The organism is Kitasatospora sp. NPDC058492 (genome assembly GCF_042720685.1).
Taxonomy (GTDB): Bacteria; Actinomycetota; Actinomycetes; order Streptomycetales; family Streptomycetaceae; genus Kitasatospora.
In genome coordinates this window covers 191,845-211,557 of record NZ_JBHXMU010000004.1, presented here as the reverse complement: position 1 = coordinate 211,557, position 19,713 = coordinate 191,845, and the positions used below count along the sequence as shown (strand labels likewise).

20 protein-coding genes are annotated in these 19,713 nt (G+C 73.2%); 13 read left to right on the top strand and 7 right to left on the bottom strand.

All coding sequences use genetic code 11. The annotated features are described in order from the left end of the window. Window positions 1–147 precede the first annotated feature (147 nt). Both ACFWPI_RS04705 and ACFWPI_RS04700 read left to right on the top strand, forming a co-directional pair. Window positions 148–579: an Rrf2 family transcriptional regulator gene (locus tag ACFWPI_RS04705; protein ID WP_380368866.1), complete on the top strand. Its 432-nt coding sequence runs from the start codon at window positions 148–150 to the stop codon at window positions 577–579. A gap of 96 nt (window positions 580–675) precedes the next feature. Further along, window positions 676–1,413 (top strand): SDR family NAD(P)-dependent oxidoreductase, encoded by a 738-nt coding sequence (locus ACFWPI_RS04700; protein WP_380368869.1) that lies wholly within the window; start codon window positions 676–678, stop codon window positions 1,411–1,413. Window positions 1,414–1,504: 91 nt separating this feature from the next. Here ACFWPI_RS04700 and ACFWPI_RS04695 read toward each other — a convergent pair whose 3' ends face one another. From ACFWPI_RS04695 to ACFWPI_RS04685, 3 genes are all read right to left on the bottom strand, one after another. Next, window positions 1,505–2,578, bottom strand: a complete 1,074-nt coding sequence (locus tag ACFWPI_RS04695; protein WP_380369114.1) for a serine hydrolase domain-containing protein — start codon at window positions 2,576–2,578, stop codon at window positions 1,505–1,507. 375 nt (window positions 2,579–2,953) lie between these two features. Next, window positions 2,954–3,898 (bottom strand): hypothetical protein, encoded by a 945-nt coding sequence (locus ACFWPI_RS04690; protein WP_380368872.1) that lies wholly within the window; start codon window positions 3,896–3,898, stop codon window positions 2,954–2,956. After that, window positions 3,895–4,428 (bottom strand): SigE family RNA polymerase sigma factor, encoded by a 534-nt coding sequence (locus tag ACFWPI_RS04685; RefSeq protein ID WP_063349820.1) that lies wholly within the window; start codon window positions 4,426–4,428, stop codon window positions 3,895–3,897. Before ACFWPI_RS04685 ends, ACFWPI_RS04690 begins: the two co-directional genes overlap by 4 nt. Before the next feature lie 105 nt (window positions 4,429–4,533). Here ACFWPI_RS04685 and ACFWPI_RS04680 point away from each other — a divergent pair, with 105 nt between their 5' ends. After that, window positions 4,534–5,295, top strand: a complete 762-nt coding sequence (locus tag ACFWPI_RS04680; RefSeq protein ID WP_380368876.1) for an alpha/beta fold hydrolase — start codon at window positions 4,534–4,536, stop codon at window positions 5,293–5,295. A 20-nt stretch (window positions 5,296–5,315) separates the two neighbouring features. On the opposite strand, the gene ACFWPI_RS04675 is transcribed toward ACFWPI_RS04680, so the two are convergent. Next, window positions 5,316–5,891 carry a MarR family winged helix-turn-helix transcriptional regulator gene (locus ACFWPI_RS04675; protein WP_380368879.1) on the bottom strand — a complete coding sequence of 192 codons (576 nt, stop codon included), beginning with the start codon at window positions 5,889–5,891 and terminating at the stop codon, window positions 5,316–5,318. Beyond that, on the bottom strand, window positions 5,888–7,696 hold the full coding sequence (locus tag ACFWPI_RS04670) for an MFS transporter (RefSeq protein ID WP_380368882.1): 1,809 nt from the start codon (window positions 7,694–7,696) through the stop codon (window positions 5,888–5,890). Before ACFWPI_RS04670 ends, ACFWPI_RS04675 begins: the two co-directional genes overlap by 4 nt. Before the next feature lie 617 nt (window positions 7,697–8,313). On the opposite strand from ACFWPI_RS04670, the gene ACFWPI_RS04665 reads away from it, so the two are divergent. The 10 genes from ACFWPI_RS04665 to ACFWPI_RS04620 all read left to right on the top strand — a co-directional run bounded on the left by ACFWPI_RS04665 (window position 8,314) and on the right by ACFWPI_RS04620 (window position 17,093). After that, complete coding sequence (locus tag ACFWPI_RS04665; RefSeq protein WP_380368885.1) at window positions 8,314–9,285, top strand: urea transporter; 972 nt, start codon at window positions 8,314–8,316, stop codon at window positions 9,283–9,285. A gap of 90 nt (window positions 9,286–9,375) precedes the next feature. Next, window positions 9,376–9,681, top strand: coding sequence for an urease subunit gamma (locus tag ACFWPI_RS04660; protein WP_063349823.1), 306 nt, complete (start codon window positions 9,376–9,378; stop codon window positions 9,679–9,681). A gap of 3 nt (window positions 9,682–9,684) precedes the next feature. Further along, window positions 9,685–10,545 (top strand): sirohydrochlorin chelatase, encoded by an 861-nt coding sequence (locus ACFWPI_RS04655; RefSeq protein WP_380368888.1) that lies wholly within the window; start codon window positions 9,685–9,687, stop codon window positions 10,543–10,545. 52 nt (window positions 10,546–10,597) lie between these two features. Next, entirely contained in the window at window positions 10,598–10,996 is a 399-nt protein-coding gene (locus tag ACFWPI_RS04650) for an urease subunit beta (RefSeq protein WP_063349825.1), read from the top strand. Then, window positions 10,996–12,720, top strand: coding sequence for an urease subunit alpha (ureC, locus tag ACFWPI_RS04645; RefSeq protein WP_380368893.1), 1,725 nt, complete (start codon window positions 10,996–10,998; stop codon window positions 12,718–12,720). Before ACFWPI_RS04650 ends, ureC begins: the two co-directional genes overlap by 1 nt. Continuing rightward, on the top strand, window positions 12,717–13,472 hold the full coding sequence (locus ACFWPI_RS04640) for an urease accessory protein UreF (RefSeq protein WP_380368896.1): 756 nt from the start codon (window positions 12,717–12,719) through the stop codon (window positions 13,470–13,472). Before ureC ends, ACFWPI_RS04640 begins: the two co-directional genes overlap by 4 nt. A gap of 97 nt (window positions 13,473–13,569) precedes the next feature. Beyond that, window positions 13,570–14,190: an urease accessory protein UreG gene (gene ureG / locus ACFWPI_RS04635; protein ID WP_063349828.1), complete on the top strand. Its 621-nt coding sequence runs from the start codon at window positions 13,570–13,572 to the stop codon at window positions 14,188–14,190. Continuing rightward, complete coding sequence (locus ACFWPI_RS04630; RefSeq protein ID WP_380368900.1) at window positions 14,187–15,170, top strand: urease accessory protein UreD; 984 nt, start codon at window positions 14,187–14,189, stop codon at window positions 15,168–15,170. The genes ureG and ACFWPI_RS04630 overlap by 4 nt, the downstream gene beginning before the upstream one ends. A gap of 327 nt (window positions 15,171–15,497) precedes the next feature. Next, window positions 15,498–16,022: a hypothetical protein gene (locus tag ACFWPI_RS04625; protein ID WP_380368903.1), complete on the top strand. Its 525-nt coding sequence runs from the start codon at window positions 15,498–15,500 to the stop codon at window positions 16,020–16,022. A gap of 165 nt (window positions 16,023–16,187) precedes the next feature. Then, complete coding sequence (locus ACFWPI_RS04620) at window positions 16,188–17,093, top strand: class I SAM-dependent methyltransferase (protein WP_380368906.1); 906 nt, start codon at window positions 16,188–16,190, stop codon at window positions 17,091–17,093. A gap of 41 nt (window positions 17,094–17,134) precedes the next feature. Here ACFWPI_RS04620 and ACFWPI_RS04615 read toward each other — a convergent pair whose 3' ends face one another. Next, complete coding sequence (locus ACFWPI_RS04615; RefSeq protein ID WP_380369117.1) at window positions 17,135–18,274, bottom strand: NAD(P)-dependent alcohol dehydrogenase; 1,140 nt, start codon at window positions 18,272–18,274, stop codon at window positions 17,135–17,137. Between the two features lie 27 nt (window positions 18,275–18,301). Next, a complete protein-coding gene (locus ACFWPI_RS04610) occupies window positions 18,302–19,705 on the bottom strand; it encodes an aldehyde dehydrogenase family protein (protein ID WP_380368909.1) in 1,404 nt (467 codons plus the stop codon). Window positions 19,706–19,713: the final 8 nt, after the last annotated feature.

Sequence of the window (19,713 nt, the reverse complement as noted above, 5' to 3'; positions counted from 1 at the left end):
GCACCGCCCCCCCCTCCCACCACCCAACCTTCAACTCCTGGTGTGTGGGCTGCGCGCCCCCCCCCACGCCCACCTCGACTCCGCCGGGGCTTGTCGTAGGCCGATGTAACTATTACAGTTACGACATGGAGAGGGGTGATGGGCGGCATGAGTGCGAACAGTAGGTTGACCGTCGCCGCACACTCCCTGACCTGGATCGGGCTGTACCAGCGCCGTGGCCACGAGGTCGCCACCTCCGAGCAGATCGCGACGAGCGTCAACACCAATCCCGTGGTGATCCGCCGCCTGCTGGCCCAGCTGCGCAAGGCGGGCCTGGTCGACTCGCGAAGGGGTGCCGGGGCCGGCTGGACGCTGTCGCGGGACCTGTCGGCGATCACCCTGCTCGACGTCTACGAGGCGGTGGAGCCGGGACCGATCTTCGCCCTGCATCCCGCCACGCCCGACCCCGAGTGCGTCGTGGGCCACGGCATCGCTCCGGTGATGGCCGCCGTCTACGGCGGGATCGAGGCCACCCTCCGCCGGGAGCTGGCGGGGACCACGCTGGAGGATGTGCTGCGCGACGTGCTGAAGGCCGCCTAGCCTCGGCCGTGGCAGTGCTTCCTGCGTCGCTTCCTGCGCCGCTTTTTGTGCCCAAAAATGTAACAAGAATAGTTACGTCAAGATTCGGAGAATCTCATGGGACAGCTGGACAACAAGACCGCCCTCGTCACCGGCGCCTCCACCGGCATCGGCCTGGCCATCGCCCGCCGCTTCGCCGCCGAGGGGGCGACCGTGTACCTCACCGGGCGCCGCGAAGCCGAGCTGGCGGCCGCCGTCGAGCAGGTCGGCAGCCGGGGTGTCGGCATCCGGGGCGACGTGTCGAAGCTCGACGACCTCGACCGGCTCTTCGCCGAGATCACCGAACGCAGCGGCCGGCTCGACGTCGTCGTGGCCAACGCCGGCCTCGGGGACTTCGGCCTGCTCGGCGAGATCACCGAGGAGGAGTACGACCACACCACCTCCGTGAACCTCAAGGGCACGGTCTTCACCGTGCAGAAGGCCCTCCCGCTGCTGTCGGCCGGCGCCTCGGTGATCCTGCTCTCCTCCAGCGCGGCCCTGCGCGGCGTCCCGGGCCTGGGCGTCTACGCCGCCACCAAGGCCGCGATCCGCAGCCTCGCCCGCACCTGGGCCACCGAACTTGCCGGTCGGGGCATCCGGGTCAACGCCCTCACCCCGGGCCCGGTCGCGACCCCCGGGGCCGACGAGCTGCGGGCGGCGTACCCCCAGGTCGATCAGGCCGTCGCCACGACCCCGCTCGGCCGCATCGGCCGACCCGAGGAGGTCGCCGCCACCGCCCTCTACCTGGCCGGGGACCAGAGCTCCTTCACCACCGGCGCGGAACTGCTCGTCGACGGCGGCGTCACCCAGCTCTAGGGGATTCACCTCGGGACAGAACCTGAGCGGAGTGGAAAAGCGGAGTGGGAAGTCGGACCCGCCGACTTCCCACTCCCTCACCGGACTTCGGTCAGCGGCACAGGGCCGTGTCCACGACGTTCTCGACGTGCTCCGAGCCGGCGGCGTCCGGCGGGACGGTGGTCACCGCGATGTTGACGGCGCGGCCGTCGTCCGTCGCCCCGCCCCGGGTCTCGTAGCCGGGGATGTCGCCGCCGTGGCCCCAGTAGACGCCGCCGCAGGACAGCGGCCGGCTGATGAGCCCCAGGCCGTAGGCGGCGCCGCTGTCGCCGATGGGGACGGTGGTGCGCATCTGGGCGAGCTGGGCCGGTTGCAGGAGGCGGCCGCCGAGGAGGGCGGTGAAGAACTGGTTGACGTCGGAGTTGGTGGAGATCATCTGGCCCGCCGCCCCGCCCGCGGAGGGGTCCATCTCGGTGAAGTCGATCAGGTGCCCGTCGGCCGCGTCCTTGCGGTAGCCCTGGGGGTGGGCCTCGCGGATGGTCCGGTCGCCCTGGGCGGGGTAGTAGGTGTGCCGCAGGCCGAGGGGCTTGATGATGCGCTGGTCGATCTGCTCGGCGATGGGGCGGCCGGTGACCTTCTGGACGACCAGGCCGGCGAGCACGTAGTTGGTGCTGCTGTACTTGAAGCCCGCCCCCGGGGCGAAGTCGGCCTTGTGCTGGAAGGCGATGTCCAGCAGGTCGCGCGGCTCGAAGTACCGGTGCTGGAGGGAGGGTTCGTCGAGGTCTCCCTCGTAGTCCGGGAGCCCGCTGGTGTGCTGGAGGAGCTGGCGGACCGTGATGTGGCGCCCGTCGATGCCGTCGCCGCGGACCAGGCCCGGGAGGTAGGTCTCGACGGGCTCGTCGAGGCCGATCCTCCCCTCGCCGACCAGCTGCAGCACGACCACCGCCGTGAACGTCTTGGTGTTGCTGCCGATCCGCACCTGGCCGTCGACCGGCACCTTCGCGCGGGTGGTGACGTCGCCGACCCCCGCGGTGTAGGTGCGGGTGCGGCCGTCACGGCCCTGGACGCTGGCCAGCGCGGCGGGCAGGCCGTCGTCACGGACCAGCGCGTTCAGCCCCTGCTGGACGGTGTCCGGGCGGGGGGCGGCGGCGGCCGTGGACGGCGCCAGGGCGGTGCCCGCGGTCATGACGCCGACGGCCACCGCGGCCGCCGCCGCCACGACGACCCCGCGCCGACCGGCCTGCGGGCGCCGGGAGGAAAGCCCGGAGGAAAGCCGGGACGAACGCCAGGAGGAAGGTCGGGAGGAAAGCGGCTGCCACATCTGCTCACGCACGAGTCAACTCCGGTGCAATCAAGGGGAGGCCGGGAAGTCCTCCCCGGCTGTGATCGCCAGTCTGCTCGGGCGGCCCGCCGATGACCTCCCTCGACCGGGGGAGCACTTTCTCCCACGTTTCCGCGATGCGCACCGACCGCCCCGCACGCCGATCCCACGCCGATCGCCCCGCGGGCCTGGTCGGGCGGCCGTGGCCGCCCGGTCGTGTTCAGCCGGTCGCGTCGACCGCTACTCGGTCAGCATCTTCTCGCCGGCGTCCGGCAGCTTGGTGCCGTTCTTGTCGAAGAACTGCCACGACGTCACCTTCTTGCCCGGCTGCTCGGGTACCACCAGCCGCTGGTACGGGGAGTCCCCGACGGCCTTCAGCCACGGCTCCATGACCGTGCCGTCCGACCAGGTCACCAGGACCTTGCCGACGTCCGGGCCGAGGGCCATCACGGCGAGCTTGATCGGGAGCGGACCGGGCGTGCCGGACTTGTCCCGGGCGCCCATCAGGCCGCCGCTGAACGTGTCGGCCATCCGCGGGTCGAGGTGGCCCGGCGCCGGGTAGCTGCCCGCGTTGTCGTGCGGCTGGCGCACCCCGTCCAGGGTGACGTAGTCGTTCACGACGTCCTCGTTGGGCTGCCAGTACTGCTGGACGTACGCCTCCGTCGGCTTGTCGAGCGAGGAGTCGACGGCGTGGCGCTCCTCCCAGACGGCCACCGCCTGCTCGTACGCCCGCTCCTTCGGGGCGACCGGCCAGAGCGCCGTCCAGAGCTTCCACGTCTTGCCGTCGGGGGTGTTGCCCTGGGCGAGCGTCACCCGGACCGGGGTGAACGGGTCCCGCTCGGCCGTCGCCGTGCCGGACGGCTGGGCGGCCGGGCCGCCCCCGGTGCCGCCGCCGGGACCGCCGTTGGCCGGGACGAGCGCCTGGGCGCCGCTGCTCGCGGGGGAGCTGTGCAGACCCGCCATCGTCCCGCCGCCCAGCACCACCACCGAGGCCAGTGCGAGCGCGCCGACCACCGACCGGCGACGGCGCCGGATCCGGCGGCCGCCCGCCATGATGTCCGCCATCGGCGCCGGGCTGATCCTGGCCCCGGCCGCCACCTCCGCCAGGCCGAGTCCGACCCACACGTCGCCGTCGTCGCCCGCCGCGCCCATGCCGACCGTCCCGCCGTTGCCGCCCGCGCTCATACCGCACCTCCGATGCTCGTCATGCCCTTGATTTCCTTCAGCGCTGCGGCCCCCCGCAGTCTCGCGATCCCCTTGGCCGCGTGGCTGCGCACGGCGCCCGTCGAGCAGCCCATCGCCTCGGCGGCCTGGCTGTCGCTCAGGTCCTCCCAGTAGCGCAGCACCACGGCCTCGCGCTGGCGGGCCGGCAGGGCGGCCAGCGCCGTCATCAGCGCGCCGCGCTGGTCGGAGCGGGCGTAGCAGTCCTCTGCTCCGGCCTCGTCCGGCACGGCGTACACCAGCAGTTCCGGCGCGCGGCGGCGCCAGCGGCGGGCGTGTTCGTTCACCAGGATCCGCCGCACGTAGCTGTGCGGATCGCCGGCCCGTCGCACCTTCGCCCAGGCCGCGCAGGCCTTCTCCGCCGCGGACTGCACCAGGTCCTCGGCCGCGTACTGCTCCCCGGCCAACAGGTACGCCGTCCGCAGCAGCCGTGGCCAGGCCCCGACGATGAACGCCTGGAACTCCTCGTCCCGGTCGGTCTTCGTGCCTCCCATGAGCACCTCCTCACCCACCTAGAGCCCGGAAGCGGCCCAAAGCGCTTACTCCCTCCGATCACCAAACCGGTTGGCGTCCCCCAGAGGCGTCGATACGATCCGCGGATGATCCTCTCCCATGACGTATCTCATGACCTGCCGGGCGACCGCCCCACCGTGGTGCTGCTGCACTCGTCCGTGTGCGATCGGAGGATGTGGGACCCGCAGTGGCAGGGGCTGGTCGACGCGGGCTACCGGGTGATCCGGGGCGACTTCCGGGCCTTCGGCGACACGCCGCCGGCCGACGCCCCGTACAGCGACGCGCAGGACGTGCTGGCGCTCCTCGACCACCTGGGCGTCGAGAGCACCGCGCTGATCGGCGCCTCGTACGGGGGGAAGGTCGCCATGGACGTGGCGGCGCTGCGCCCCGGGGCCGTCACCGCGCTGGCCCTGCTCTGCTCCGGGGCGGCCGAGCACGTCGCCGGTGACGCCCTGATGGCCTTCGCCGCACGGGAGCGGGAACTCCTCGCGACCGGGGACGTCGAGGGCGCCGTCGAGCTCAACGTGGAGACCTGGCTGGGCCCGGAGGCGGGCGACGAGGCCCGCGAACTCGTCCGCCGGATGCAGCGGCGCGCCTTCGAGGTGCAGACGGACGCCGAGATCGGCCCCACCGACGACGAAGCGGACCTCTCCCGGATCACGGCGCCCTGCCTGGTCGTGACCGGCGGCCACGACGTGGACGACTTCCGGCAGATCGCCGACTCCTTGGCGACCCGGATCCCCGGCGCCCGCCGGCTCGAACTGCCCTGGGCCGGCCACTTCCCCGGCCTCGAACGGCCCGAGGAGACCTTCGAGTTGCTCACCGGATTCCTCCGCGAGACGGCGTAGGCGCCCCGAGGAGCGCTGCCTCAGCCGGCGGAGTCGCGCCGGTCGGGGTAGGCCGGGTCGGGGCAGGGCGGGTCGGGGCAGGCTTGGCCGGGGAAGGCCGGGTCGGGATCGTCCAGCAGCAGCTCCAACAGCGGTACGGCCGCCTCCAGTTGGCGGCACTGCTGCAGGGTGAGGCGCGCGCTGCGGCGGGCCAGCAGGGCGGAGCGCTCCCGGCGGATCCGGGTGATCGCCGCCAGGCCGGCCGGGGTGAGTTCGAGCAGCTGGGAACGGCCGTCCAGCGGGTCGGGGGTCTTGGCGATCAGGCCGTCGGCGGTCAGCGGGGCGATCGTGCGGAGCACGGACGGCACGGCCACCCCCTCCCGCGCGGCGAGTTCGCCGAGCCGCAGCGGGCCGTGCACCTCCACCCGGGCCAGGGCGGAGAGTTGGGCGACGGTGAGGTCCTGGCCGCCGGAGGCGCGGGCCATCTGCCGGTTGAGCCGGCCGATCGCCAGGCGCAGCCGGACGACGGCCTCGGCGGAGAGACCGGCCCCGGCCCCGGCCTCGGCCTCGGCGTCGGTCGCGGTGTCGGCGCCGGTCACGGCATCGCGTCCGGTCATGGCCTGCGGGCCTTTCCGCGCGGTGCGGGCCGGCGCACGCCGGGCCGTTCAGCGGGCCCGACCGTGCCCGGCTGGGTGCGGCGGGTGCGGCGCGGCCCGGTCCGCTCGCGGACCAGCGAGGCCGCTGCGGCGACCAGCGACATGGCGATCGCCAGCCAGAACACCACGACCAGGCCGTCGTGGAAGGGGCCCGAGATCAGTTGCGGGAAGAACTCCCGGCCGGTCAGCGTCCGGGCGTTGGCCGCCGGCAGCATGCCGAGCACGTGCGGGCCCAGCAGCTGCTGGATCGGGTTGTACCCGAGGAACGCGGCGAAGAGCGTGCCGACCGGTGGCAGCGAGGCGATGGTGTGCGCGTCGGCGGCGGGCACGCCCTGCGCGGTCAGTCCGGCGGTGAGGGTGTGCGGCAGCGAGCCGGCCAGGCCGGCCACCATCAGCGAGAAGAAGACGCCGATCGAGAGCACCATGCCGGCGTTCTGGAAGGTGGCCCGCATGCCGGAGGCGGCGCCGCGGGCCTCGGCCGGCACGCTCGACATGATCAGCGAGGTGTTGGGGGCCGCGAACAGGCCGCCGCCCAAGCCGTTGAGGAACACCAGGACGGCGAACCACGGGTAGCCGAAGTCGGTGGGCAGGAGCAGCAGTCCGGCGAAGGACAGGGCCATCACCACCAGTCCACCGGAGGCGAACAGCCGGGCCCCGGCCCGGTCGGAGAGGTAGCCCGAGACCGGCCCGGCGGCCAGGAAGCCGACGGTCAGCGGGACGAGGTAGATGCCCGCCCACAGGGGGGTGTCGGCGTAGTCGTAGCCGTGCAGCGGCAGCCAGATGCCCTGCAGCCAGATGATCAGCATGAACTGGAGGCCGCCGCGGGCGATCGAGCCCAGCAGGGTGGCCGCGTTGCCGCCGGCGAAGACCGGGTCGCGGAACAGCGCCAGCGGGAACATCGGCTCGGCGACCCTGGACTCGACCAGGCAGAAGGCGATCAGCAGCGCCACGCCGCCGAACAGCCCGCCCATCACCCATGGGCTGGTCCAGCCCATGGTGTGGCCGCCGTAGGGCTGGATGCCGTAGGTGATCGCGGCCAGCAGGGCGGTCAGGCCGACGGCGAAGGTGACGTTGCCCCACCAGTCGATCCGGGCGGGCCGCCGTACGCCGGTCTCGCGCAGCGACCGGTAGGCCCAGACCGTGCCGAGGATGCCGATCGGCACGTTGACCCAGAAGATCGACCGCCAGTTCCACTCGGCCAGCAGCCCGCCCAGCACCAGGCCGATGAAGGAGCCGGCGATGCCCGCGACGATGTTCACCCCCAGCGCCATGCCGCGCCGGTGGGCGGGGAACGCGTCGGTGATGATCGCGGCCGAGTTGGCCATCAGCATCGAGCCGCCGATCGCCTGCACCACCCGCCAGCCGATCAGCCACAGCGCGCCCGGCCCGCCGTGCAGCGGGTCGAGGGAGAGGGCCACCGAGGTGAGGGTGAAGATCAGGAAGCCGGCGTTGTAGATCCGGACCCGGCCGTGGATGTCGCCCAGCCTGCCGAGGGTGACCACCAGGACGGCGGTGACCAGCATGTAGCCCATCAGCATCCACAACAGGTAGCTGACGTTGCCGGGTTGGAGCGGGTCGAGGCCGATGCCGTTGAAGATCGCGGGGAGGGAGATCAGGACGATCGAGGCGTTGACGGTGGCGATCAGGGTGCCGAGCGTGGTGTTGGAGAGGGCGACCCACTTGTACCGGGGATGGTCCGCCGCCACGGCTCCGCGGACCGCGCGGACGGGCCGGCGCCTGCCGTTGTTCGGGATCTTCGTCGCCACCGCTGCCCCCAGGTGAGTGGCAGACCGGGGCCGCCAGTCGGAGAGTACTTCGATAGCTTTCGCTAACTAACGATAGTCCGACCACCCCACTGCCGGTAGCCCGCAGGCGTCCCGGAGGCCGCCACCGGCCGCTGGCCGCCGGCCATCGGTCCGCTCCCGCGCTGCCGGGAGCCCGGCGGCCGGTTCGTGCTCGCAGGCCCGCGTCCGCAGGCCCGGCTGCTTTCCGACGCGGCGCATACACATTTCCGCCACATTCCCGCAGCGCTGCGCCGCCTTTTCGCGGCGCCGGATGTCCGAATTGCCTGACCGGGGCGGCTTCGTGTCGAATTCCTTGACATGACCACCTTCTCGTTTTCGTCTGTCGCAAGTAAAACTTCGCAAAGAATGGCTCTCCATAGGGGGGTCGCTGACCTGCGTAATCAACATATTGTTGCAGCTCAGGGGCCTGATGATCACCCTTCGCCATACGGGTGTAACCGGTCGTGTCCGCGCCGACCGGCATTCCGCAGGAGTACGGTTCCGGAGGAATCGCCGGGCGTGCTCGCGAGTAAAGCCGAGCAGCCTTGCGGGACTATTCGCCATGCCGTGAAAAGCCGTACCGGGAATTGGTGCGAAGTATGGGTCAGAAAAAGGGTGAGCCGGGGGCCTCGGGGGCCGCCCGCCCGATATCCCTCAAGTTAGCCGTCGAAGTCCTGCGCGGCGTCGCGCAGGTGGACTTCATGCCGTCCGCCGTCTGCGGCCTGTTCTTCGTGGCCGCACTCTTCGCGGCCGGCTGGCGCTACGGCGTCTACGGCCTGCTCGGCAGCGCCGTCGGCACCGCCGTCGCGTACGGCCTGCGGCTGGCGCGCGACGCCGTCGAGGCCGGGCTGCACGGCTACAACGGCTGCCTGGTGGCGCTGGGGTGCGCGGTGTTCCTCGGCCCCGACCACCCCGCCACCGTCGCGGCGGCCGTCCTCGGCGCCGTCGTCGCCGTGGTGGTCACCGCGGGCCTCGGCGCGGTGCTCGACAGCTGGAAACTGCCCGCGCTCACCGCGCCGTTCTGCCTGGTCGCCACCGCGACGACGGCCGCGGCGCCCGGCTTCCGCCACCTGTGGCACGGCACCGGCGCCCCGACCGCCCTGGCCGGGCCGGCCGCCGGCCCGATCGGGCTGACCTGGGACCAGCTGTGGCACGGGTTCTTCGCCAACATCGGCCAGATCTTCTTCATGCCCCAGTGGTACGTCGGCCTGCTGTTCCTGGCCGGCATCTTCGCGGCCAGCCGCCCGGCCGGCCTGCTGGCCTGCGCGGGCAGCGCGACCGGGCTGCTCACCGCCTGGGCGCTCGGCGCGCCCGCCGACGCCGTCGGCCAGGGGCTGCTCGGGTACAGCGGGGTGCTCGTCGCGATGGCGCTGTGCGGCGTGTTCGTCGCCCCCGGCGGGTGGAGCGCGGCCTACGCCGTCCTCGGCGCGGCCGCCGCGACCGTCCTGACCCCGGCGCTGGCCGCCGCCACCGCGCCGTTCGGCGGCCACGCCTTCACCTGGCCGTTCGTCCTGACCACCATGCTGTTCCTGGCGGCGGTGCCGGCCATTCCCCGGCTGCGCAGAGTCTGACCGGGTTTCGGTAGCCCGAATTCCCGCCCGTGACAGGCGTGTTCATTCGGAGTTCCTGCGGAGTTCCCTCGGAAAGGAAGAGTGATTCCCGTGAATCTCGCCCCGCGTGAGATGGACAAGCTGTACATCTACGTCGTGGCCGATCTGGCCCGCAAACGCCGCGACCGCGGTGTGAAACTGAACTACAGCGAGGCCTGCGCGCTGATCAGCGAGGCGATCATGGAGGGCGCCCGGGACGGGCGCACCGTCGCCGAGTGCATGGAGATCGGCAAGCAGGTCGTCAGCGGCGAGGACGTCATGCCCGGCGTCCGCGAGATGCTGCCGCTGCTCCAGGTCGAGGCCGCGTTCCTGGACGGCACCAAGCTGGTCTCCTGCCACGACCCGGTGGGTGCCTGAGCCATGACGCTACGTCAGGCGGAAACGGTGACCGGTCCGACGCCCGCGCCGACCTCGGCCCCGACGTCCGCCGCCACGGTGGTGCTGGCCGGCGGGCACGAGAGCGACGGCGGCCGGGACCTGGCCGCCCTGGTGGAGCGCGAGCCCGCCGTCCACGCCGCGGCCGCCGCCGGCCGGGCGCTCGGCGAGGCCGTCCGCTCGGCGCTGGCCGCCACCGACGGCCCGGTGTGCGTCGTCCCGATGACGCTGGGCCGCGACCCGAAGCTGGTGGCCGACACCGCCCGGGCGCTGCGCTGGCTGGCCGCAGGGGAGGGGCGCGGACGACTCGCCCTGACCGGGGCGTTCGGCGGCAAGGACCACCTCGTCGGCTGGCTGCGGGCCGCGGCCTCCGCCGCCCCCGGGCCCGACGGCGCCGTGCTGGTCACCGCCCCGGCGGCCGGCCCCTTCGAGGACGCGGACCTGTTCCGGATCGCCCGGCTGGTCCGCCAGTACGGCCACCACCGCTGGGTCGAGGTGGCCTTCGCGGGCGGCGACCCCGACCTCGCCGAGGGCGCCGAACGCTGCCGGCTGCTCGGCGCCCGCGAAGTGACGGCCGTCCCGGCCTCGTTCGGACCGGCGCTGCGCACCGAACTGCCCGGGGTGCGGGACGGCGGGCCGCTGCTGCGGCCGTCCGCGATCGCCGGCGTCGTCGCCGCCCGCACCGCGGCGGCCCTGCACCTGCTCGGCCACGGCGAGGACGGCATCCTGGCCGGCCTCGACGCCGAGCACGGGCACGGCTACGCGCACAGCCACGGCCCCGGCGGGGACCACTCGCACGGCCACGGTGCCACCGGCGGACACACCCACGGCCACACACATCACTGAACCGACTGAACTGAACCGACTGAACTGAACCGACAGAGAGGAAGGGCCCGCCATGTCTGGTGGCGCCACGTACCTGTACGGCGACGACCCGGTGGAGATCAACGCCGGTCGCGCCCAGGTCACCATCACGGTCAGCAACACCGGCGACCGGGCGATCCAGGTCGGCTCGCACTACCACTTCTTCGAGGCCAACCGCGCCCTCGACTTCGACCGCAACGCCGCCTACGGCAAGCACCTGGACATCCCGGCCGGCACCGCCGTCCGCTTCGAGCCGGGCGACACCAAGGACGTCACGCTCGCCGAGTTCGGCGGACACGGCCGCCTGATCGGCTTCAGCAACCTCGTCGACGGCGGCATCAGGTCGGCCGACACCCGCGCCCGGGCGATCGACCGGGCGATCGCCCTCGGGTTCAAGGGCACCAACCTCGACCACAAGGAAGGCGACCGCTGATGGCCACGCTGTCCCGCAAGCAGTACACCGATCTCTTCGGGCCCACCGTCGGTGACCGCTTCCACCTCGCCGACACCAACCTCGTCGTCGAGATCGAGAAGGACTTCAACCAGGGCCACTACGGCGACGAGGCCGTCTACGGCGGCGGCAAGGGCATCCGCGACGGCATGGCCCAGGACCCGGCCGCCACCTCCGCCCAGGGCGCGCTGGACCTGGTGATCACCAACGTCGTCGTGATGGACGCCGTCCTCGGCGTGGTCAAGGGCGACATCGGCGTCAAGGACGGCTTCATCACCGCCGTCGGCAAGGCCGGCAACCCGCACACCCAGAGCGGCGTGCACCCCCGGCTGGTCATCGGCCCCGGCACCGAGGTGATCTCCGGCGAGCACCTGATCGCCACCGCCGGCGGCATCGACACCCACATCCACTTCATCGCCCCGCAGCAGGTGCAGGAGGCGCTGAGCAACGGCATCACCACCCTCATCGGTGGCGGCACCGGCCCCTCCGACGGCACCAACGGCACCACCTGCACTCCCGGCCCGTGGAACATCCACCGGATGTACCAGGCGGTCGAGGACCTCCCGGTCAACGTCGGCCTCCTCGGCAAGGGCAACGGCTCGCTGCCCGGCGCCCTGCGCGAGCAGGTCGAGGCCGGCGTCTGCGGCCTCAAGGTCCACGAGGACTGGGGCAGCACCCCCGCCGCCATCGACAGCGCGCTCGGCGTCGCCGACGAGTACGACGTCCAGGTGGCCATCCACACGGACACCCTCAACGAGGGCGGCTTCTTCGAGGACACCCTCTCCGCCATCGACGGCCGCACCATCCACACCTTCCACACCGAGGGCGCGGGCGGCGGCCACGCCCCCGACATCATGCGGATCGCCGGAGAGCCCAACGTCCTGCCGTCCTCCACCAACCCCACGCTGCCCTACACCGTCAACTCGGTCGACGAACTGCTGGACATGGTGATGGTCTGCCACCACCTCAGCCACGACATCCCCGAGGACGTCTCCTTCGCCGACTCCCGGGTCCGCGCCGAGACGATCGCCGCCGAGACCGTCCTGCACGACGAGGGCGTCATCTCGATCTTCTCCTCGGACTCGCAGGCGATGGGCCGGATCGGGGAGTCCTTCACCCGCGCCTTCCAGACCGCCCACCACTGCAAGGACCAGCGCGGCAAGCTCGACGGCGACACCGAGCGCAACGACAACTTCCGCGTCCTGCGCTACCTCGCCAAGCTCACCATCAACCCGGCCATCGCCTCCGGCACCGCCGACCACATCGGCTCGCTGGAGAGCGGCAAGCTCGCCGACATCGTGCTCTGGCCGATCAACTCCTTCGGCGCCAAGCCCAAGATGGTCATCAAGGGCGGCGTCATCAACTGGGCGCTGATGGGGGACCCGAACGCCTCGCTGCCCACCCCGCAGCCGGTCTACTACCGCCCGATGTACGGCGCGCTCGGCCGGGCCAGGCAGGCCACCCGGGTCTCCTTCATGTCGCAGGCCGCCATCGACCTCGGCGTCCCGGCCCAACTCGGGCTGGACAGCCGGGTCCTGCCCGTACGGCGCTGCCGCTCGGTCGGCAAGCAGCACATGGTCCGCAACGACGCGCTGCCGAAGATCGCCGTCGACCCGGAGACCTACAAGGTCACCCTGGACGGCGAGCCGGCCACCATCGAGCCCGCCCGCGAACTCCCGCTCAACCACCTGTTCTACCTCGCGTGAGCGGCTCTCCAGGGCTCGGCTCTTCGGGGTCCGGTTCGTCGGGGCCCGGCTCTCCCGGGCTCGGGGGAGGCCTCGACGCCCTGCTGGTCAGCCTCCAGCTGACCGACTCGGCCTTCCCCAGCGGCTTCTACACCCTCTCGCACGGCCTGGAGGGCTACGCGCAGGCCAAGGCCGTCACCGCGGACACCATGCCCGACCTGCTCACCGACCTGCTGCGCCACTCGGTCGGCCCCGGCGACGCCACCGCGCTCGCCCTCGCCCACGGCGCCGCCCGGGCCGGCGACTGGGGCCTGCTGGTCGAGGTGGACCAGCGGCTGCACGCCACCAAGCTCAACCGCGAGCTGCGCCTGGCCTCCACCCGGACCGGGCGCCAACTCCTCGACATCGCCCGGGAGTCGATCGGCGGCGAACCGCTGGACCGGTACGCCGAACTGGTCGCCGCCAAGCAGGCCCCCGGCTCCCAGCCGGTGGCCGCCGGAGTCGCCTACGCCTCCGCCGCCGTACCCGTCGACCAGGCCGTCGCCAGCGACCTGTTCGCCTTCTGCACCAGCTTCGTCGGCGCCGCCCTGCGGCTGCGGCTGACCGACCACCGCAAGGCGCAGGTGGTGCTGCGGGCCGCGGCGCCGGTGATCGAGGAGACCGTACGGGCCGCCCTCGCCCGGGAGTTGGACGACCTGGGCGGGTGCGTGCCGGTCGCCGACGCGATGTCCGGACGGCACGAACGGGCCGAGGCCCGGCTGTTCGCCAGCTGAACCGCGTCCGGGAGGTGCGGGCGGGCGCCGGAGTGTCGCAGCTCCCGCTCCTCCCGGACACAGAACCAACGTCACACCGCATCAGAAGGAGACAGCAATGACCGAGAACGTGCTCCGCGTGGGCATCGGCGGGCCGGTCGGCTCCGGCAAGACGGCGCTCATCGAGGCCCTCGTCCCGGTGCTGATCGCCAACGGCCACCGCCCGGCGGTCATCACCAACGACATCTACACCCAGGAGGACGCGCAGCACGTGCGTCGCACCCTGGCCGGCGTCCTCGACCCCGAGCGGGTCGTCGGCGTCGAGACCGGCGCCTGCCCGCACACCGCCGTCCGGGACGACCCGACGATGAACCTCGCGGCCGGCGCCGAGATGCTGGAGCGCTTCCCCGACGTCGACACCCTGCTGTTCGAGTCCGGCGGCGACAACCTCACGCTGACCTTCAGCCCCGTCCTGGTCGACCTCTTCCTCTTCGTCCTGGACACCGCCGAGGGCGAGAAGATGCCCCGCAAGCGCGGCCCGGGCATCACCGAGTCCGACCTGCTGGTCATCAACAAGATCGACATCGCCCAGTACGTCCGCGCGGACCTCGGCATCATGGAGTCCGACGCCCACCGCGTCCGCGAGGGCGGGCCGGTCGTGCTCACCAACTGCCTCACCGGGCACGGGCTGGACGAGATCGCCACCTTCCTGGAGACCTTCCGCAAGGTCCCGGCATGACCGTCACCGCGGCCGCGGGGGAAGCGGTTGCGGGGGAGGCCGCCGAGGCCGCCGTGCCCCGGCTCGATCCGCGGCACTACGAGCCGGCCCGCGTCCCGTACGCCGTCCGCCGGTACGCCGGGACGCCCGACACCCTGGGCGTCGGGCGCCCCGGCAAGGTCGGCCTGCTGGAGCTGGCCTTCGAACGGATCGGCGAACGCACCGAACTCACCGGCCACTACCAGAAGTCGCCGCTGCAGATCATGCGCCCGCTCTACTTCGACCCGGCCCGCCCGGACCTCGCCGTCACCTTCCTGATGTCCACCGGCGGCGGCATCCTCCAGGCCGACCGGCTCCGCACCGATCTGCGCTGCGGCGCCGACACCGCGACCCACCTCACCACCCAGGCGGCCACCAAGGTCTACCGGATGGAGTTCGACTACGCGACGCAGCTGGTCAACCTGGACGCCGGCCCCCGCGCCTACGTCGAGTACCTGCCCGAGCCCGTCATCCCCTTCGTCGACTCCCGGCTCTACCAGCGCACCGTCCTCACCGTCGACCCCACCGCCACCGTGCTGGCCGGCGAGACCGTCCTCGCAGGCCGCCTCGCCCGGGGCGAGCGCAACGCCTACCAGGTGTTCGCCTCCGACCTCGAAGTCCGGCGACCCGACGGCCAGTTGGTCGCCCTCGACACCGTCCGCCTGGAGCCCCCGGCGGCCGGCGTCACCGGCCCGGCGGTCCTGGCCGGCCACGACGTCATGGCGAGCCTCTACGTCGTCACGCCGCTCGCCCCCGCCGCGCAGGTCGCCGACACCCTGCACGAGGCCCTGGCCGGCAGCGGCCTGCTCCACGGCGTCAGCGTCCTCCCGCACGACAGCGGCGCCTGGCTCCGCCTGCTCGGCTCCGACACCCGCGCCTGCGCCGCCGCCCAGCGCACCGCCTGGGACGCCGTGCGCCGGCTCCTCATCGGCGCCCCGGCCCCGGCCCTGCGCAAGACCTGACCCCGCTCCGCACCTCCCCGCACCTCCCCGCACCTCCCCGAAGCGCCCCGAAGCGCCCCGGCGCCTCGGGGAGGGGGCGCGAGGGGGCGAGGGCGGCCCCGGATGCAGCCGGACCGGCCTGGTCGCAGCATGGAACCGGAGGCTCTCATGCACCGACCCACGTTCGGACCTTCCCCGCCCGACCCCGTATCCGGCCCGGCAGCCGATCCCGCCCCGGCCCCCGCCCCCGGTCCCGGTCCCGGTCCCGGTCCCGGTCCGGGGCCGGGACGCCAGGGCCGGGGCGGTCTGCGGTCCGGTTCGGTCTTCCTCTCGTTCGTCCCGTGGATCGTGTTCGACGTCATCGCCGGGCCGAGCACCTGGAAACTGGCGGCCCTGACGGCGCTGGTCGCCGCGCTCGTCGTCGCCCTGCCGGACACGCGCCACCGTGCGCTCAAGGTGCTCACCATCGCCGGCGTGGTCTTCTTCGCCGTGCTCTGCGTACTGGGCCTGGTGCTCGACCGGCACAGCCTGGTCTGGCTGGAGACCTACGCGCAGGTGCTGTCCAGCGGCGTGCTCGCGGCGGTGGCCCTGGGATCGCTGGCGTTCACCCCGTTCACCGAGCAGTACGCCCGGGAGTCCACGCCGCCGGAGGTCTGGGGCACGCCGCGGTTCCGGCGCACCAACCGGTTGCTGACCGCGCTCTGGGGCACGGTCTTCCTGATCACGGCGCTCCTGGGGCTGGCGGCCCTGCACGTCGGCTCGGCGAAGGACTGGCTGACCTGGGTCATCCCGGTGATCCTGCTGGTGCTGGCGTTCCGGATCACCCGCTGGTACCCCGAGCACGTGCGCGAACAGGCCCGGCGCGGTCGGTGAGCAGCAGCACACCCGGGGGGCGTCCGGGCGCCGTGACGGCGGGATTCACCCGGTCGGGTGGATCCGGTGGGACCGCTCCCGGGCGGGCGAGGGCCGGCTGGATAGTGAGGAGGCAGTCGCATTCCTCGCTGTTCGCGTTCTCAACTCGCTTCAAGAGGAGGACACATGGTCGGTACGGCGCACCGGAGCACCGGTGTGGAGGGGGTGGAGGGCGGTGTCGGTCTGACGGCCCTCCTGGTCGCCGCGGCACGCGCGATCGAGACCCACCGGGACGACACCCTGGCGCAGGACGTCTACGCGGAACACTTCGTGCTCGCCGCGCCGGCGTCCGCGGGCTGGCCGGTCCGGATGCACCAGGTGCCGGACGGGGACGCGAACCCGCTGTGGGGGCGGTTCGCGCGCTACTTCGGTCTGCGGACGAGGGTCCTCGACGACTTCCTGCTCCGGTCGGTGCACTCGGGCGCCCGTCAAGTGGTCCTGCTCGGCGCCGGGTTGGACACGCGGGCGTTCCGACTCGACTGGCCTCCCGGCTGCACGGTCTTCGAGGTCGACCGGGAGGGCGTACTGGCCTTCAAGCACGGGGTGCTCGGCGGGCTGTCGGCCTCCCCGAAGGCGGCGCGCGTCCCGGTCGCCGCCGACCTGTGCACCGACTGGGCCGCAGCGCTGACCGAGGCCGGCTTCGACGCGGCCGTGCCGAGCGTCTGGCTGGCGGAGGGGCTGCTCTTCTACCTGCCCAACGGCGTGGAGACGCAACTCATCGACACGGTCGGCCGGTTGAGCGCGGGCGGCAGCGCCATGGCGTACGAGGTCAAGCTGGAGAAGAGCCTGCTGGACTACCGCGAGAGCCCGCTCTACACCTCGACGAAGCACCAGATCGGCATCGACCTGCTCGATCTGTTCGACGCAGAGCCGCGGCCCGACTCCGCGGGCGCCCTGGCGGGCAAGGGCTGGATCACCTCGGTCCACACCCCCTTCGACTTCACCCACCAGCACGGACGCGGCCCCCTGCCCGAGCCGAACGACGCGCTGGAGGGCAACCGCTGGGTGTTCGCGCACAAGCCCCGGGTGTAGGCCCTGTCCGGCCGAGGCACAGGGAGGGCGGAGCGCCTCGCTCAGCGGGCGCTCCGCTCCGGGACCAGGACGGGTTTGACCACCCGGCCCGCGTCGCAGTCGCGTTCGGCCTCGTTGACGGCGGCGAGCGGGTACCGGCGGATCAGCTGGTCGAAGGGGAACTTCCCGGCCTGCCACAGCCGGGTCAGCCGGGGGATCAGCAGGGCCGGCACCGCGTCCCCCTCGCAGATGTGGGAGATCCGCCGGCCCCGGTCCAGTGTCCCCGGATCGAGCGGCAGCGCGGTGCGGAGCCGGGCGACCAGCCCGAGGTGGCCGGTCGGGCGCAGGGCCCGGAGCGCCTCGTTGATCAGCGGGGCGGAGGCCGTGGTGTCCAGCGCGTACCGCGCGCCGCCGTCGGTCAGCCGCTGGATCCGCTCGGCCAGGCCGGGCCGGGGGACAGGGTCGGGCCCGGAGGCGTGGTCGGCTGGTCCGGCGCGCAGCGGGATCGCGCCGAACCGCTCGGCGAGGTCCAGCCGTTCGGGGTACCGGTCGACGGCCACGGTCACCGCCCCGGCGGCCGTGGCCGCCATCACCGCGGCCAGGCCCACCGCCCCCGCGCCGAGGACCACGACGGTGTCGCCAGGGCCGGCGCCGAAGGAGTTGAACACCGCCCCGGCACCGGTCAGGAAGCCGCAGCCGAGCGGCCCGAGCAGGTCGACGGGCAGTGAGCGGTCGACCCGGACGGCGTTGCGCGCCGGAACCATCGCGTACTCGGCGAACGAGGACTGGCCGAACCACCGGGGGGCCAGTTCGCCCCCGGCCGCGTCGGTGAACCGCGCCGCGTCCTCCTTGCGCCCGCCGAAGAGGTTGAGCGCGGCGAAGGAGTCGCAGTAGGCGGGGGCCGCGCCCAGGCAGTTCCGGCAGTGTCCGCAGGAGTCGAAGCTCAGCACGACGTGGTCGCCGACGCTCAGGCCGGTGTGCGGGCCGCCGGTCTCCACCACGACCCCGGCCCCCTCGTGCCCGAGCACCGCCGGCAGCGGCGAGCGGCCCGCCGAACGCCGGACCGCGAGGTCGGTGCGGCACATCCCGCAGCCCGCGATCCGCACCAGGACCTCGCCGTCGGCCGGCCCCCCGTTCAGGACCACCTCCTCGACGGCGAACCCGCCCTCGTACGAGCGCAGTACCGCCGCGTCGAACCTCATCGTCACCGTCACGCCTCCTCCGGATCGTCAAGCCTCTTCCGGCCGGTGCACGACGAACGGCCTGAGGTTCCCGTAGAGCCCCCACGGCCCGCCCGCGACGCCGACACCGCTCTCCTTGATGCCCGCGAAGGGCTGGGCGAGGGAGAGTTCGGCGTGGTGGTTGATCCACGCCGTCCCGCACTCCAGCCGGTCGGCCACCGCCTCGGCCCGGTCGAGGTCCGTCCCCCACACCGAGCCGCCCAGTCCGAATCCGGTGTCGTTGGCCGCCTCGACGGCCTCGTCGACGCTCCGGTACGGCAGCACCGGCAGGACCGGGCCGAACTGCTCCTCCGTCACCACCGGACTGTCGGCGGGGACGTCGGCCAGGATCGTCGGGGCGAAGAAGTAGCCCGGCCGGTCCAGTCGGTGGCCACCGGCCGCGGCCCGGGCGCCGCCTGCCAGGGCCCGGGCCGTGTAGCGCTCGACCCTGGCCAGTTGGGGGGCGTTGTTGACCGGCCCCAGCCGGGTGCCCGGGTCGAGTCCGGCGCCGACGACGACGCTCTTCGCCCGCTCCGCGAGGGCCTCGACCACCTGGGAGTGGAGCCGGGCCGGGGCGTAGACGCGCTTGACCGCCATGCAGACCTGCCCGCAGTTGCGGAACGCCGCCCAGAACAGCCGGTCCGCGATCCGGTCCACGTCCACGTCGTCCAGCAGGACGGCGGCGTCGTTGCCGCCCAGCTCCAGGGTGACCCGGGCGAGCGAGGCGGCCGCGCCCGCCGCGACGGCCCGACCGGTGGGGACCGAGCCGGTGAAGGTCACGTGGCGGATCCCCGGGTGGGAGGCGAGCCGGGCGCCGAGGGGTTCGCGGCCGGTGACGATCGTCAGGACGCCCTCGGGGAGGGCGGTGGCGAGGACGGAGCCCAGCAGCCGGGTGGCGAGGGGGGTGAACGGGGAGGGCTTGAGCACCGTCGTGTTGCCCGCGGCGAGCGCGGGCGCGAACTTCGCCGCCGCGAGCTGGAGCGGGAAGTTCCACGGGACGATCGCGGCGACCGGCCCCAGCGGCCGCCAGCGGATCTCGCTGCGCACCGGGCGGCCGTCCGCGATCGGCTGGGGCGCGGGGGCCAGGTCGGCGAAGTAGCGCAGGCGGGCCGCCGTCCGGGCGACCTCGGCGGCCGACTCGGCCAGGGGTTTGCCCTGTTCCCGGGTGAGCAGCGGGGCGAGGTCGGCTCCGGCCGCCTCCACGGCGTCGGCTGCCGCACGCAACGCGGCGGCGCGGGCGGCGGGGTCGGCCCGCCAGCCGCGCCAGGCCTCGCGGGCCCGGCCGACGACGGCGTCCAGCGTGTCCGGCTGCTGGTCGGGGGCCTCGGCGAAGGCCTCGCCTGTCGCCGGGTCGACGACGGCGAAGCGCCCGCCGTCGGGCCCGGGCGGGCGGCCGGGCCGGCTCGTCGGCATGCCGGCGG